Genomic DNA, 15212 nt, shown 5'->3' on the forward strand with positions numbered 1-15212 from the left:
TATGCGGCTTTTTTATTAGCGACGGGTCAGCAGCACGCCGCACTCCATATGGTGGGTATAAGGGAACTGATCGAACAGGGCCAGCCGTTCAACCTGATGCGTCTGCGACAGCGTTTCCAGATTTTTGCACAGGGTTTCCGGATTACATGAGATATAGAGAATGCGTGGATAGCCCTGCACCATTTTCTCCGTTTCCGGATCCAGACCACTGCGTGGTGGATCGACAAAAATCGTCTCGCACTGGTAACTCTGTAAATCGATGCCTTTCAGACGATTAAAGGCGCGGACGCCGGTCATCGCCTGGGTGAATTCTTCTGCAGACATACGGATAATCTGCACGTTATCGATATGGTTGGCGGCGATATTGTACTGTGCCGCGGCAACCGACGGCTTGGCTATTTCGGTGGCCAGCACACGGCGGAAATTACGAGCCAGCGCCAGGGAAAAGTTACCGTTACCGCAGTATAGCTCCAGCAGATCGCCACGTGACCCTTCGGTGACCTCCAGCGCCCACTCCAGCATCTGAATATTCATCGCCGCGTTCGGCTGAGTAAAGCTATTCTCCACCTGGCGGGAGATCATCTCCCGGCCACCTACCGGCATCCGCTCATCGACATAGTCCTGGTCCAGAGCGATCTTGGTTTTGGTGGCCCGACCGATCAGATGCAGGTTAAAGCCGCGGGCGCGCAGCGCGTCGCGCAGGGCGATGGCCTGCTGCTTCCACTCATCATCCAGCGGGCGGTGATAGAGCAGGGAAACCACCGCCTGATTGCTCAGGGTGGTCAGATAATCCACCTGGAACAGCTTTCTGCGCAGGACCGGATTGTCGCGCACGCCGTTCAGGATCTCCGGCATCAGCTGGTTGATCAGATCGCTGGCGGCCGGGAAGCTATCAACCCGGATCCGCTGGCGGGTCTGCCTTTCGAAGATGATGTGGTAGAGATCGTCTCCGTCATGCCAGATGCGGAACTCCGCACGCATACGGTAGTGGCTAAGGGGCGAACGGAACACCTCCGGCACCAGTGTACAAAATGGGGCCATCATACTTTGCAGACGTACCACCTTTTCGGCCAGCTGCACGTCGTACTGATCGGTAGGGAGATGTTCGGGCGTCATGGTTCGCTCCAGTTGGGTCAAAATCACGCGGGGGATTGTAGGGGATAGCCACATGATGTCCAGCGTTGTTATGGAAGTCTGGACATCTATATGTCACGACGGTAGCATGCGCAGGCCGGCCTCTCCCGAGTTAAAAGGGAATCCAGTGTGAATCTGGAGCTGACGCGCAGCGGTATAGAATGGCGGGATGAACGCATCAAGCAAACACTGCTTTCACTGAAAGTGGGAAGTCCTCATCCAGATACGCCACCAAGCCCGAAGACCTGCCGGTAACACGTCGCCTCCGGCGCTATCATCGCGTTCTATCGATGGCGCCTGCGGCATCCTGATTTGGAGCTGGATGCTTAATTTACAATGATGATAAGAAAAATATCGCTGTTAACGGTGTTACCCGTCACGGCTTTTTCCGTCTGCGCGCAGGGTAATACCGACGATACACTGGTGGTTAGCGCCAGTCGTTTCCCTCAACCTGTTTCTTCAGTGCTGGCCCCTACCTCGGTGGTCACCCGGGAAGATATCAACAGATGGCAGGCGACAAGCGTTGCCGACATTCTGTCGCGTCTTCCCGGCGTGGATATCGCGCAAAACGGCGGCCTGGGGCAGATCAATTCGCTATTTATTCGCGGCACGGAAAGCCGTCATGTTCTTCTGTTGATTGATGGTATTCGCATGAACGGCGCTGGGATCAGCGGGAGTTCCGATCTCAGCCAGATCCCGCTATCGCTGATTCAGCGTATTGAATATATCCGCGGGCCGCGCTCTGCGGTTTATGGTTCCGACGCCATTGGCGGTGTGGTGAATATCATCACTGGTCGGGATAAACCGGGAACCACCCTGAGCGCGGGGATGGGGTCCCACGGCTATCAGAACTACGACGCCTCTACTCAGCAGCAGTTTGGAGCGACCAGGGTGACGTTTGCGGGTAACTACACCTATACCAAAGGGTTTGATGTCGTAGCTAACCTTCCAGACAACTATGGCGATCCCCGACAACCCGACCACGACGGTTTTATGAGTAAGTCGCTGTATGGCGCCGTCGACCACCAGTTTAACGATCGGGTCTCCGGTTTTGTGCGTGGCTATGGCTATGACAACCGTACCGACTACGACGGCATGCTGGCTTATGACGACAATTATAATGTGGCCGGGCTGCCGGATACCCGTCAGCTCTACAGTCAGGGATGGGATGCCGGGTTGCGCTTTCGTGAAGGCGATTATGCGTCGCAGTTAGTGGCAGGTTACAGCCGCAGTAAGGACTATAACTACGATCCGCATAAAGGACGTTACGACGCCAGCGCGACGCTCGATGATACAAAACAGTACAACCTGCAATGGGGCAATACGCTGCAGGTCGGGCAGGGGACGGTTAGTGCCGGAGTGGACTGGCAGAAGCAGACCACTGAGCCGGGTACGGCATATCTCAGCCAGGGCCATGAAATGCGCAATACCGGCGTCTACGCGACGGTTCAGCAGCTTATTGGACCGGTGACGCTGGAAGGCGCTATTCGCGGTGACGATCACTCTGAGTTTGGCTGGCATACTACCTGGCAAACCAGCGCAGCCTGGGAGTTTATCGATGGATATCGATTGATTGGATCTTATGGAACCGCTTTTAAGGCGCCTAACCTGGGCCAGCTTTATAGCGACTTTTATGGCAATACCCGGTTGAATCCTGAAGAGAGCAAGCAGTGGGAAGCTGGCATTGAAGGGTTGACCGGGCCGGTAAGCTGGCGCGTTTCCGGGTATCGTAACGACATCGACAATCTGATCGATTCAGACCCGGTGACGTACCGTTACTACAACATTGGTAAGGCGAGGATCAAAGGGGTGGAAGCTACGGCCTCTTTCGATACGGGTCCGGTGAGTCACCAGATTGCTTACGACTACGTTGATCCGCGCAATGCCCGGACGGATGAAGTGTTGTTACGACGTGCAAAGCAGCAGGTGAAATACGAGCTTAGCGGCCAGGTTGAAACGCTGGGCTGGTCAGTGACCTATCGTTATCTGGGCGAGCGCTATGACCGGAACTATAATGCTACCGGCAATCAGCTGGTAAAAATGGGCGGTGTCAGTCTGTGGGATGTCGCACTGTCGTATCCGCTCACCTCTCAGTTAACCGTTCGTGGTAGAATAGCCAACCTGTTCGATAAAGATTACGAGACAGTATATGGTTACCACACTGCAGGACGAGAATACACCTTGTCTGGCAGCTACTCCTTCTGACATCAGGCCCACCGTACTGGTGTTCGATTCCGGTGTCGGTGGGCTTTCTGTTTACGATGAGCTCCGCAAACTTCTGCCTGACCTTCACTATATCTATGCTTTCGATAACGTCGCTTTTCCTTATGGAGAGAAAGAAGAGGCGTTTATCGTGCAGCGAGTGGTTGAGATTGTGACCGCCGTGCAGGCCCGTTACCCGTTATCGATGGCGGTTATTGCCTGTAACACCGCGAGCACGGTTTCCCTACCTGCGCTACGTGAGAAATTCCAGTTTCCTGTTGTTGGTGTCGTTCCCGCCATTAAGCCAGCGGCACGGCTGACCGCGAATGGGATTGTTGGTCTGCTGGCAACCAGGGCGACGGTACGTCGTCCTTATACCCTGGAGCTTATTTCGCGCTTTGCTAATGAGTGTCGTATCGAAATGATCGGATCCGCGGAGCTGGTCGAGTTGGCGGAAGCCAAATTGCATGGCGATGCGATTCCGCTGGAGGCACTGCGCAAAATTTTGCGCCCCTGGCTGCGTATGCCGGAACCGCCGGATACCGTTGTTCTGGGCTGTACTCACTTTCCGCTGTTGAAAGATGAACTGATGCAGATTCTGCCGTCCGGTACCCGGCTGGTGGATTCCGGGGCTGCGATTGCCAGGCGTACGGCGTGGTTACTTGAGCATGAATCTCCTCAGGTGGGCTCAGCCGGACAGAATAAAGCATTTTGTATGGCGCTGACGCCGGAAGCATTACGACTTACGCCGGTTTTACAACGTTATGGCTTTAACTCACTGGAAAAACTGACGATTTAAACGGCATTTGTGCAAAAAAGAGACGGTTGGGAATTTTTTTTAGGAATGGGTCTTGCCAGCACGAATTCAGGCCCTATAATGCGCCACCACTGACACGGAACAACGCCTTACGGCACACCGGGTCAGCGGGACGAAAGCGAAAATAAACGCTTGACTCTCAAGCGGGAAAGCGTAATATACGCAGCCCGCGCCGCTGACAAAACAGCGCGCACTGCTCTTTAACAATTTATCAGACAATCTGTGTGGGCACTCGAAAGCACTGATATCCTGAACGTCGAAAGACGCTAAATGAATATCAAGTCTCAAGAGTGAACACGTAATTCATTACGAAGTTTAATTCTTTGAGCATCAAACTTTAATTGAAGAGTTTGATCATGGCTCAGATTGAACGCTGGCGGCAGGCCTAACACATGCAAGTCGAGCGGCAGCGGAAGGAAGCTTGCTTCCTTGCCGGCGAGCGGCGGACGGGTGAGTAATGTCTGGGGATCTGCCTGATGGAGGGGGATAACCACTGGAAACGGTGGCTAATACCGCATAATCTCGAAAGAGCAAAGTGGGGGACCTTCGGGCCTCACGCCATCAGATGAACCCAGATGGGATTAGCCAGTTGGTGAGGTAACGGCTCACCAAAGCGACGATCCCTAGCTGGTCTGAGAGGATGACCAGCCACACTGGAACTGAGACACGGTCCAGACTCCTACGGGAGGCAGCAGTGGGGAATATTGCACAATGGGCGCAAGCCTGATGCAGCCATGCCGCGTGTATGAAGAAGGCCTTCGGGTTGTAAAGTACTTTCAGTCAGGAGGAAGGGTGTGAGCTTAATACGCTCATGCATTGACGTTACTGACAGAAGAAGCACCGGCTAACTCCGTGCCAGCAGCCGCGGTAATACGGAGGGTGCAAGCGTTAATCGGAATTACTGGGCGTAAAGCGCACGCAGGCGGTTGGTTAAGTCAGATGTGAAATCCCCGGGCTCAACCCGGGAACTGCATTTGAAACTGGCCAGCTGGAGTCTCGTAGAGGGAGGTAGAATTCCAGGTGTAGCGGTGAAATGCGTAGAGATCTGGAGGAATACCGGTGGCGAAGGCGGCCTCCTGGACGAAGACTGACGCTCAGGTGCGAAAGCGTGGGGAGCAAACAGGATTAGATACCCTGGTAGTCCACGCCGTAAACGATGTCGACTTGGAGGCTGTGAGCTTGACTCGTGGCTTCCGGAGCTAACGCGTTAAGTCGACCGCCTGGGGAGTACGGCCGCAAGGTTAAAACTCAAATGAATTGACGGGGGCCCGCACAAGCGGTGGAGCATGTGGTTTAATTCGATGCAACGCGAAGAACCTTACCTGGTCTTGACATCCACGGAAGGTCTCAGAGATGAGACTGTGCCTTCGGGAACCGTGAGACAGGTGCTGCATGGCTGTCGTCAGCTCGTGTTGTGAAATGTTGGGTTAAGTCCCGCAACGAGCGCAACCCTTATCCTTTGTTGCCAGCGATTCGGTCGGGAACTCAAAGGAGACTGCCGGTGATAAACCGGAGGAAGGTGGGGATGACGTCAAGTCATCATGGCCCTTACGACCAGGGCTACACACGTGCTACAATGGCGCATACAAAGAGAAGCGACCTCGCGAGAGCAAGCGGACCTCATAAAGTGCGTCGTAGTCCGGATTGGAGTCTGCAACTCGACTCCATGAAGTCGGAATCGCTAGTAATCGTGAATCAGAATGTCACGGTGAATACGTTCCCGGGCCTTGTACACACCGCCCGTCACACCATGGGAGTGGGTTGCAAAAGAAGTAGGTAGCTTAACCTTCGGGAGGGCGCTTACCACTTTGTGATTCATGACTGGGGTGAAGTCGTAACAAGGTAACCGTAGGGGAACCTGCGGTTGGATCACCTCCTTACCTTTGGATACAGTATTCGCAGTGTCCACACAGATTGTCTGATGAAAGTAAAGAAGCAAGACGGCTACGAAGTCGTGACACTTTTCGTGTCCCCTTCGTCTAGCGGTTAGGACTCCGCCCTTTCACGGCGGCAACAGGGGTTCGAATCCCCTAGGGGACGCCACTTGCTCGGTGACAGGTGAAAGATGTTACCCCCGATATCTCAAAACTGGCTCAGTGAGTCATGTTTGAGATATTTGCTCTTTAACAATCCGGAACAAGCTGAAAATTGATAATCCATAAACGGGACAACCGTTTAATGGGTCTCTCAAGCTTGCAACACGAAGACATCTTCGGGTTGTGAGGTTAAGCGAATAAGCGTACACGGTGGATGCCCTGGCAGTCAGAGGCGATGAAGGACGTGCTAATCTGCGAAAAGCGTCGGTAAGCTGATATGAGGCGTTATAACCGACGATGTCCGAATGGGGAAACCCAGTGTGATTCGTCACACTATCATTAACTGAATCCATAGGTTAATGAGGCGAACCGGGAGAACTGAAACATCTAAGTACCCCGAGGAAAAGAAATCAACCGAGATTCCCTGAGTAGCGGCGAGCGAACGGGGAAGAGCCCAGAGTCTGAATCAGCGTGTGTGTTAGTGGAACGGTCTGGAAAGTCCGGCGATACAGGGTGACAGCCCCGTACACGAAAATGCACATGCTGTGAGCTCGATGAGTAGGGCGGGACACGTGTTATCCTGTCTGAATATGGGGGGACCATCCTCCAAGGCTAAATACTCCTGACTGACCGATAGTGAACCAGTACCGTGAGGGAAAGGCGAAAAGAACCCCGGCGAGGGGAGTGAAACAGAACCTGAAACCGTGTACGTACAAGCAGTGGGAGCACTCTTTATGGGTGTGACTGCGTACCTTTTGTATAATGGGTCAGCGACTTATATTCTGTAGCAAGGTTAACCGAATAGGGGAGCCGAAGGGAAACCGAGTCTTAACCGGGCGTTAAGTTGCAGGGTATAGACCCGAAACCCGGTGATCTAGCCATGGGCAGGTTGAAGGTTGGGTAACACTAACTGGAGGACCGAACCGACTAATGTTGAAAAATTAGCGGATGACCTGTGGCTGGGGGTGAAAGGCCAATCAAACCGGGAGATAGCTGGTTCTCCCCGAAAGCTATTTAGGTAGCGCCTCGTGAATTCATCTCCGGGGGTAGAGCACTGTTTCGGCTAGGGGGCCATCCCGGCTTACCAACCCGATGCAAACTACGAATACCGGAGAATGTTATCACGGGAGACACACGGCGGGTGCTAACGTCCGTCGTGAAGAGGGAAACAACCCAGACCGCCAGCTAAGGTCCCAAAGTCATGGTTAAGTGGGAAACGATGTGGGAAGGCCCAGACAGCCAGGATGTTGGCTTAGAAGCAGCCATCATTTAAAGAAAGCGTAATAGCTCACTGGTCGAGTCGGCCTGCGCGGAAGATGTAACGGGGCTAAACCATGCACCGAAGCTGCGGCAGCGACACTTAAGTGTTGTTGGGTAGGGGAGCGTTCTGTAAGCCTGCGAAGGTGTGCTGTGAGGCATGCTGGAGGTATCAGAAGTGCGAATGCTGACATGAGTAACGATAAAGCGGGTGAAAAGCCCGCTCGCCGGAAGACCAAGGGTTCCTGTCCAACGTTAATCGGGGCAGGGTGAGTCGACCCCTAAGGCGAGGCCGAAAGGCGTAGTCGATGGGAAACGGGTTAATATTCCCGTACTCGGTGTTACTGCGATGGGGGAACGGAGAAGGCTATGTCATCCGGGCGACGGTCGTCCCGGTTTAAGCGTGTAGGCTGACTTTCCAGGCAAATCCGGAAAGTTAAGGCTGAGGCGTGATGACGAGGCACTACGGTGCTGAAGTGACAAATGCCCTGCTTCCAGGAAAAGCCTCTAAGCTTCAGGTAACAACGAATCGTACCCGAAACCGACACAGGTGGTCAGGTAGAGAATACCAAGGCGCTTGAGAGAACCCGGGTGAAGGAACTAGGCAAAATGGTGCCGTAACTTCGGGAGAAGGCACGCTGACATGTAGGTGAAGCCCCTGCGGGTGGAGCTGAAGTCAGTCGAAGATACCAGCTGGCTGCAACTGTTTATTAAAAACACAGCACTCTGCAAACACGAAAGTGGACGTATAGGGTGTGACGCCTGCCCGGTGCCGGAAGGTTAATTGATGGGGTTATGGGTAACCAGAAGCTCCTGATCGAAGCCCCGGTAAACGGCGGCCGTAACTATAACGGTCCTAAGGTAGCGAAATTCCTTGTCGGGTAAGTTCCGACCTGCACGAATGGCGTAATGATGGCCAGGCTGTCTCCACCCGGGACTCAGTGAAATTGAACTCGCTGTGAAGATGCAGTGTACCCGCGGCAAGACGGAAAGACCCCGTGAACCTTTACTATAGCTTGACACTGAACATTGAGCCTTGATGTGTAGGATAGGTGGGAGGCTTTGAAGCGTGGACGCAAGTCTGCGTGGAGCCAACCTTGAAATACCACCCTTTAATGTTTGATGTTCTAACCTGGCGCCATTATCTGGCGTGGGGACAGTGTCTGGTGGGTAGTTTGACTGGGGCGGTCTCCTCCCAAAGAGTAACGGAGGAGCACGAAGGTTGGCTAATCCTGGTCGGACATCAGGAGGTTAGTGCAATGGCATAAGCCAGCTTGACTGCGAGCGTGACGGCGCGAGCAGGTGCGAAAGCAGGTCATAGTGATCCGGTGGTTCTGAATGGAAGGGCCATCGCTCAACGGATAAAAGGTACTCCGGGGATAACAGGCTGATACCGCCCAAGAGTTCATATCGACGGCGGTGTTTGGCACCTCGATGTCGGCTCATCACATCCTGGGGCTGAAGTAGGTCCCAAGGGTATGGCTGTTCGCCATTTAAAGTGGTACGCGAGCTGGGTTTAGAACGTCGTGAGACAGTTCGGTCCCTATCTGCCGTGGGCGCTGGAAGACTGAGGGGGGCTGCTCCTAGTACGAGAGGACCGGAGTGGACGCACCACTGGTGTTCGGGTTGTGATGCCAATTGCATTGCCCGGTAGCTAAGTGCGGAAAAGATAAGTGCTGAAAGCATCTAAGCACGAAACTTGCCCCGAGATGAGTCTTCCCTGAGACCCTGAGTCTCCTGAAGGGACGTTGAAGACGACGACGTTGATAGGCCGGGTGTGTAAGCGCAGCGATGCGTTGAGCTAACCGGTACTAATGACCCGAGAGGCTTAACCTTACAACGCCAAAGATGTTTTGGTGATGAGAGAACGAACGATATTCAGCTTGTGACGGATAAACGCTTATGGCCTGTATGGCGGTAAGCGGAACAGAATTTGCCTGGCGGCGACAGCGCGGTGGTCCCACCTGACCCCATGCCGAACTCAGAAGTGAAACGCCGTAGCGCCGATGGTAGTGTGGGGTCTCCCCATGCGAGAGTAGGGAACTGCCAGGCATCAAATTAAGAAGTACCGGGTGATATCCGGTGGCAGTATGGCCCGCCCCATGCGGGACCAGGGAACTGCCAGGCATCAAATTAGAAAGTACCGGGGTAATGCCCGGTGGCAGTAGAAAGTAGAAAAATTCGGTGGAGCGGTAGTTCAGTTGGTTAGAATACCTGCCTGTCACGCAGGGGGTCGCGGGTTCGAGTCCCGTCCGTTCCGCCACCCTATTTAGGGGCGTAGTTCAATTGGTAGAGCACCGGTCTCCAAAACCGGGTGTTGGGGGTTCGAGTCCCTCCGCCCCTGCCAGAATAATAATCCTTAGCTAACGCTAAGGATTTTTTTTTGCTTTTTTCCTTCCGCCAGAAAGCGATCCTCAGATCGCTCTATTCATCATCCTGATTATAAGATTACTGGGGTCTTCAGGATCTCTCTAAGCTGATTTAGCTTGTCACAGTTTTGCAGCCAGATAGCGTACAGAGGACGGGTTACTTCAACGCTGTCGCTGACCAGATTTAACCCTTCCCGCTGTGTTGCCCAGGAGACTGGTAGCCAGGCGCAACCATTCAGTTCTGGTAGCATACGTGTCACGATCTCAGCCGAACTGGTGGTTAACAGCGGAATATCATCGCTGATTAACAGCCCCGCTTCGTGCTGCTGAAAATCCGGCCCCCACTCCAGACGCAGATAGGTTAATGCCGATTTGGGGCGTGACGGCGCTGTGCAGAAGAGGGACAGATTAAACTGCCCGACAACCTGGCTGCTCATCTCATCCATTTTGGGTGATTCGGTAGTGAGCAGGAGATCCAACTGGCGTTCGTGTAGCTGCTTCACCAGAGACTGACGCTGAGCGATACGCGCTTCGAACTGCATACCGGGCTGCTCTTTGTAGAGCCGTGGTAGCCACGGTGACAGTACGCACTCCCAGAGTGAAGCGCTGGCGCCTATGGTGAATTCATTGTGCCGTGAGGTGTTTGAAACTTCCTTTTTGGCCGCCATCCAGGTATTCATCAAATTTTCCGCATAAGGGAGCAGGCGTTCGCCAGCAGCCGTAAGGCGGATGTTATTGCGATGTCGGGTAAACAGGTTGACACCCAGCTGGTTTTCAAGCTGTCGGATACGAAAACTGACTGCGGATTGAGTCAGATACAACGCTTCGGCAGCTCGCCCAAAGTGGCGAGTTCTGCTCACTTCCAGGAAGGTTTTCAGTAATTCCGTATCCACGCCTTTCCCCCAAAAATCTTTTGTCGTTATGATTTAAATGTTTTGTTTTACACTCTGTCAAGCGTAACTAATACTCCGCGCCATAACTAGCTCGTCCAGGATAATCAGGAGCGTGCAGAATGGCGGAAAGCTTTTCGACGACTAATCGATTTTTCGACAACAAATTTTACCCGCGCGGGTTTTCCCGTCATGGTGACTTCACCATTAAAGAGGCCCAGTTGCTGGAGCGCCTGGGGTTCGCTTTCAATGAGTTGAACCTTGGTAAGCGTGAGCCTGCAACAGAAGCTGAAAAGCAGTTTGTGGAGGTTTGCCGCGGTCAGCGTGAACCGGCGACGGAAGAAGAGCGCGTATGGACTAAGTACATGGGGCGTATCAATCGTCCACGACGTTTCCATACCCTCTCTGGCGGAAAGCCGCAAATGGAAGGCGCTGACGATTACAGCGACTCCGATGATTAATAAATGATAAGGGCCTGTCGGCCCTTTTTTACGCCACCATTTTGCGTAGATGAATAAGTAAGCGATCGATAGCCCGATAACTCAACGCTTCCTGCAGATGCTGGCGTTGGATTTGTGGCTGATGTTCCAAATCGGCAATCGTTCTGGCAACCCTGAGCAGACGCTGCCACGCCCGAACAGACAGTTCCAGGCGGGTGAGTGCCTCTTCCAGCCATTGGGCATCTTCTGGCAACAGCGAGCAAAAGCGACGTATCGCCTGATTATTCAGATGCGCGTTTAATTGTTTTTGACGTGCGTTCTGGTGCCTGTAAGCCTCTGTGATGCGTTCACGTACGCAAGCGCTGGTCTCCCCTTGATAATGTTGGCCTGACAGAGTGCCAGGCGGCAGAAGCGGAATTTCCAGTGACATATCGAAACGATCCAGGAAGGGGCCGGAGAGCCGGTTAATATAGCGTAACGTTTGCTGCAATCCTCCATGGCTTTGATTTCCCTGCCAGTCACCCGAAGGGCTGGGGTTCATTGCGGCGATCAGCTGAAAGCGGGCCGGATAGCGAACTTTCGCTCGGGTGCGTGAGATGATGATCTCGCCAGACTCTATAGGTTCGCGTAAAGCTTCCAGTACCCTTCGACTAAATTCCGGCAGTTCGTCAAGAAACAGAATGCCGTTATGCGCCAGGGAGATCTCTCCGGGGCCGGGCATGGAGCCTCCGCCAACCAGCGCCGTCATCGATGCGCTGTGATGTGGAGCGCGAAAGGGACGCTGTCTCCATTGTTGATGAAGGCTATGAGGGCTAACCAGACTCAGTATTGCCGCACTTTCCAGGGCCTCAGTATTACTCAGCGGTGGTAACAGTCCCGGTAACCGGCTTGCCAGCATTGTTTTTCCGGTGCCTGGAGGGCCGAGTAATAGCAGATTGTGTCCCCCGGCAGCTGCGATTTCCAGGGCACGCTTACCTTGACTCTGACCAATAATATCGCACAGATCCCGGTGTTCATTGATATGGGGGAGATGAGGGGCCCTGGGCTCTGGCAGTATTGTTTTACCTTCCAGAAAGGCGCAGACATCGGCCAACTGATGGGCGATAAAACAGCCCGGCTTCCCAATTAAACCCACCTCGTCTTCATTCTCTGCCGCGACGATCACCTGTCGGCCGGCGCGCAATCCCTCCATTGCGCCAGATATCGCGCCGGAAACGCCCCTCAGCGCGCCGGTAAGCGCCAGTTCGCCCAGAAACTCGTAGCGTTCAGGATGGCGGATACAAAGTTGCTCCGAGGCCGCCAGGAGCGCCAGAGCAATGGGAAGATCGAATCGCCCCCCTTCCTTAGGCAGGTCTGCCGGCGCCAGATTCAGGGTGATCTTACGGGCTGGAAATTGATATCCGCTATTAATAATGGCGCTGCGTACCCGATCCCGGGCCTCTTTTACGGTAGTTTCGGGTAAGCCAACCATGGTGAGCCCCGGCAGTCCCTGGCTGATATGTGCTTCGACGGTCACCTGGGGAGCAGTAATGCCCAGTGCGGCGCGTGTATGAATAATAGACAGTGTCATAAAGCCTCCCGGAATACGCCATCATGGACGATCTATGCCCGGAGGCCAGTTTGTTCTTTCCGGGTTGCGTAGTTTATTCCCGCATATCTTTACCTGTTCCGGTGTTTTCATGATTAATGTGTGCCAGATCGCGTCGTTATGGCTCCATGTCTGCTGGCGAATCATACCCGCAATGAATGAACTTTTTTCACATCGGGCTTATTATTTGAAATATAACATTTTTTTAATAAATACTTCATCTGCTTATGAAATGATTCATAAAAAAATCTTGTCACTTGTGTGATCTCTGTGGTAACTCTTTAGACATTACTTCGAACGAGTTTAGTGAACGAATATCTAATGAAAGCCCTTCTACTAGTGGTCAGCCTGGTCGTGATTAGCGTGGTGGTGATTATTATTCCACCGTGCGGGGCTGCACTTGGGAGAAGAAAGGCTTAAAAATCAAGCCTGAATCGAAGAGAACCCCCGCACCGAAAGGTCCGGGGGTTTTTTGTTGGTTGTAGCAATGTTTGGCGAGGAACAGAGAATGAGCAACAGTATAAAATCCTGTTTCTTCCGTAATGAGACGGGGATTTAACTATGAATGGTGCGCAGTGGGTAGTACATGCTTTGCGAACGCAGGGTGTTAACACAGTTTTCGGTTATCCTGGCGGGGCAATTATGCCGGTCTATGACGCGCTCTATGACGGCGGAGTGGAACACCTACTGTGCAGACATGAGCAGGGTGCGGCAATGGCGGCTATCGGCTATGCCCGAGCCACCGGTCATACCGGAGTCTGCATCGCGACTTCCGGCCCGGGCGCCACGAACCTGCTGACCGGCCTGGCGGATGCCTTGCTGGACTCCATTCCCGTTGTTGCTATTACTGGTCAGGTGGCTTCCCCGTTGATTGGCACCGATGCGTTTCAGGAGGTGGATGTATTGGGCCTGTCTTTGGCCTGTACCAAACACAGCTTCCTGGTACAGTCGCTTGATGAATTGCCCCGCGTTATCGCCCAGGCCTTTGAAGTCGCACAATCAGGACGTCCGGGGCCGGTTCTGGTCGATATTCCGAAAGATATTCAGGTAGCGGAAGGCGAGCCTGCGCCGCTGTTGAGCACCGTTCAGGACAGCGTATCGTTGCCGCAGGCCGAGCTGGCTCAGGCGTGGGAGATGCTGGCGGCGGCTGAGCGTCCGGTACTGTATGTTGGCGGCGGCGTCGGGATGGCCGGCGCCGTTCCGGCGCTGCGGGACTTCATGGCCGCTACCGGTATCCCCGCCACCTGTACTCTGAAAGGGCTGGGGGCGGTGGATGCTGAACATCCGGGATACCTCGGTATGCTGGGAATGCACGGAACTAAGGCGGCTAACCTGGCCGTACAGCAGAGCGACCTGTTGATTGTCGTCGGTGCCCGCTTTGACGATCGGGTTACCGGTAAGCTCAACACCTTTGCGCCGGATGCACGGGTTATTCATATGGATATCGACCCTGCAGAGATGAGCAAGCTGCGCCAGGCCCACGTAGAGCTGTGCGGCGATCTGAATCGCCTGCTGCCCGCATTAAGGCAGCCGCTGTCCATCTCTCCCTGGCAGCAGAATATTGCACAGCTGCGTGCCGAGCATGCCTGGCGCTACGATCATCCCGGCGAGGCTATCTACGCCCCTCTGTTGTTGAAGCAGCTCTCCGAGCGTAAGCCACCGCAGGCCGTGGTTACGACGGATGTGGGCCAGCATCAGATGTGGGCTGCGCAGCATATGACCTATACCAGGCCAGAAAACTTCATCACCTCCAGTGGTCTTGGCACTATGGGTTTTGGCCTGCCAGCGGCGGTAGGCGCACAGGTAGCGCGCCCGGAAGATACCGTTATTTGCATCAGCGGCGACGGTTCTTTCATGATGAATGTCCAGGAACTGGGAACGGTAAAACGTAAACAGCTGCCGTTAAAAATCCTGCTACTGGATAACCAGCGGTTGGGCATGGTTCGCCAGTGGCAGCAGCTCTTTTTCTCTGAACGCTATAGTGAAACCGACCTTTCCGATAACCCCGATTTTCTGACGCTGGCCAGCGCCTTTGGTATTCCGGGCCAGCGTATTACCCGCAAAGACCAGGTGGAAGCGGCGCTGGACGCCATGCTGAATAGCGACGGTCCTTATCTGCTTCACGTCTCGATTGATGAGCTTGAGAACGTCTGGCCGTTGGTGCCTCCCGGCGCCAGTAACTCACAAATGCTGGAGAAAGTATCATGATGCAACATCAACTTGCCGTGCAGGCCCGTTTTCGTCCAGAGACCCTGGAGCGCGTATTGCGCGTGATACGCCACCGCGGCTTTCATATCTGTGCCATGAATATGGCGTCCGGGCTGAATACGGAAAACATTAATATCGAATTGACCGTTGCCAGCCCACGACCGGTCGAATTACTGTTTAGTCAGTTAAGCAAACTGGTGGATGTCGACCGGGTCGAGATCCAGCAACCCACATCGCAACAAATACGCGCCTGAGCAGCGCCAAAGGAAGA

Annotated in this window: 9 protein-coding genes, 3 tRNA genes, 3 rRNA genes and 1 riboswitch; of the genes, 12 read left to right on the plus strand and 3 right to left on the minus strand. The window is 53.9% G+C overall.

The window, feature by feature from the left end; genetic code table 11:
- Positions 1-15 precede the first annotated feature (15 nt).
- Positions 16-1116: a tRNA (uridine(54)-C5)-methyltransferase TrmA gene (trmA, locus tag SCU88_RS00755; RefSeq protein ID WP_138095206.1), complete on the minus strand. Its 1101-nt coding sequence runs from the start codon at positions 1114-1116 to the stop codon at positions 16-18.
- Positions 1117-1198: 82 nt separating this feature from the next.
- Positions 1199-1401: riboswitch (cobalamin riboswitch) on the plus strand.
- A 69-nt stretch (positions 1402-1470) separates the two neighbouring features.
- Between trmA and btuB the strand changes: the two genes are divergently transcribed.
- From btuB to SCU88_RS00795, 8 genes are all read left to right on the plus strand, one after another.
- On the plus strand, positions 1471-3339 hold the full coding sequence (gene btuB / locus SCU88_RS00760; RefSeq protein WP_175341247.1) for a TonB-dependent vitamin B12 receptor BtuB: 1869 nt from the start codon (positions 1471-1473) through the stop codon (positions 3337-3339).
- Positions 3284-4135 (plus strand): glutamate racemase, encoded by an 852-nt coding sequence (gene murI, locus SCU88_RS00765; RefSeq protein WP_138095208.1) that lies wholly within the window; start codon positions 3284-3286, stop codon positions 4133-4135. The genes btuB and murI overlap by 56 nt, the downstream gene beginning before the upstream one ends.
- A gap of 356 nt (positions 4136-4491) precedes the next feature.
- A 16S ribosomal RNA gene (locus tag SCU88_RS00770) occupies positions 4492-6033 on the plus strand.
- A gap of 88 nt (positions 6034-6121) precedes the next feature.
- Positions 6122-6196 (plus strand) — tRNA-Glu (locus tag SCU88_RS00775).
- A gap of 180 nt (positions 6197-6376) precedes the next feature.
- Positions 6377-9282: ribosomal RNA gene (locus tag SCU88_RS00780) — 23S ribosomal RNA — on the plus strand.
- Positions 9283-9382: 100 nt separating this feature from the next.
- Positions 9383-9498, plus strand: a 5S ribosomal RNA gene (gene rrf, locus SCU88_RS00785).
- The 16S, 23S and 5S rRNA genes sit together here with 3 tRNA genes alongside, the layout of an rRNA operon.
- Positions 9499-9632: 134 nt before the next feature.
- A tRNA-Asp gene (locus tag SCU88_RS00790) sits at positions 9633-9709 on the plus strand.
- Between the two features lie 8 nt (positions 9710-9717).
- Positions 9718-9793, plus strand: a tRNA-Trp gene (locus tag SCU88_RS00795).
- 93 nt (positions 9794-9886) lie between these two features.
- On the opposite strand, the gene hdfR is transcribed toward SCU88_RS00795, so the two are convergent.
- Complete coding sequence (gene hdfR / locus SCU88_RS00800) at positions 9887-10708, minus strand: HTH-type transcriptional regulator HdfR (RefSeq protein ID WP_138095209.1); 822 nt, start codon at positions 10706-10708, stop codon at positions 9887-9889.
- Between the two features lie 119 nt (positions 10709-10827).
- Here hdfR and SCU88_RS00805 point away from each other — a divergent pair, with 119 nt between their 5' ends.
- Positions 10828-11166, plus strand: a complete 339-nt coding sequence (locus SCU88_RS00805; protein ID WP_138095210.1) for a DUF413 domain-containing protein — start codon at positions 10828-10830, stop codon at positions 11164-11166.
- Positions 11167-11194: 28 nt separating this feature from the next.
- Here the strand turns inward: SCU88_RS00805 and SCU88_RS00810 are convergent, their stop codons facing one another.
- Positions 11195-12715, minus strand: a complete 1521-nt coding sequence (locus SCU88_RS00810; RefSeq protein ID WP_175341991.1) for a YifB family Mg chelatase-like AAA ATPase — start codon at positions 12713-12715, stop codon at positions 11195-11197.
- A 339-nt stretch (positions 12716-13054) separates the two neighbouring features.
- Here SCU88_RS00810 and ilvL point away from each other — a divergent pair, with 339 nt between their 5' ends.
- The 3 genes from ilvL (at position 13055) to ilvM (ending at position 15195) form a co-directional block, all read left to right on the plus strand.
- Complete coding sequence (ilvL, locus tag SCU88_RS00815; RefSeq protein ID WP_138095212.1) at positions 13055-13153, plus strand: ilv operon leader peptide; 99 nt, start codon at positions 13055-13057, stop codon at positions 13151-13153.
- Positions 13154-13294: 141 nt separating this feature from the next.
- Positions 13295-14941: an acetolactate synthase 2 catalytic subunit gene (gene ilvG, locus SCU88_RS00820; RefSeq protein ID WP_175341992.1), complete on the plus strand. Its 1647-nt coding sequence runs from the start codon at positions 13295-13297 to the stop codon at positions 14939-14941.
- A complete protein-coding gene (gene ilvM / locus SCU88_RS00825) occupies positions 14938-15195 on the plus strand; it encodes an acetolactate synthase 2 small subunit (protein WP_175341993.1) in 258 nt (85 codons plus the stop codon). Before ilvG ends, ilvM begins: the two co-directional genes overlap by 4 nt.
- Positions 15196-15212 lie beyond the last annotated feature (17 nt).

It is taken from the genome of Jejuibacter sp. L23 (genome assembly GCF_050815825.1).
GTDB lineage: Bacteria > Pseudomonadota > Gammaproteobacteria > Enterobacterales > Enterobacteriaceae > Jejubacter > Jejubacter calystegiae.

Excerpts from the sequence above, each read along its gene's own strand:
- ilvL (WP_138095212.1), top strand. The coding sequence starts at position 13,055 with ATGAAAGCCCTTCTACTAGTGGTCAGCCTGGTCGTGATTAGCGTGGTG.
- ilvM (WP_175341993.1), top strand. The coding sequence starts at position 14,938 with ATGATGCAACATCAACTTGCCGTGCAGGCCCGTTTTCGTCCAGAGACC.
- trmA (WP_138095206.1), bottom strand. The coding sequence starts at position 1,116 with ATGACGCCCGAACATCTCCCTACCGATCAGTACGACGTGCAGCTGGCC.
- murI (WP_138095208.1), top strand. The coding sequence starts at position 3,284 with ATGGTTACCACACTGCAGGACGAGAATACACCTTGTCTGGCAGCTACT.
- SCU88_RS00805 (WP_138095210.1), top strand. The coding sequence starts at position 10,828 with ATGGCGGAAAGCTTTTCGACGACTAATCGATTTTTCGACAACAAATTT.
- ilvG (WP_175341992.1), top strand. The coding sequence starts at position 13,295 with ATGAATGGTGCGCAGTGGGTAGTACATGCTTTGCGAACGCAGGGTGTT.
- SCU88_RS00810 (WP_175341991.1), bottom strand. The coding sequence starts at position 12,715 with ATGACACTGTCTATTATTCATACACGCGCCGCACTGGGCATTACTGCT.
- btuB (WP_175341247.1), top strand. The coding sequence starts at position 1,471 with ATGATGATAAGAAAAATATCGCTGTTAACGGTGTTACCCGTCACGGCT.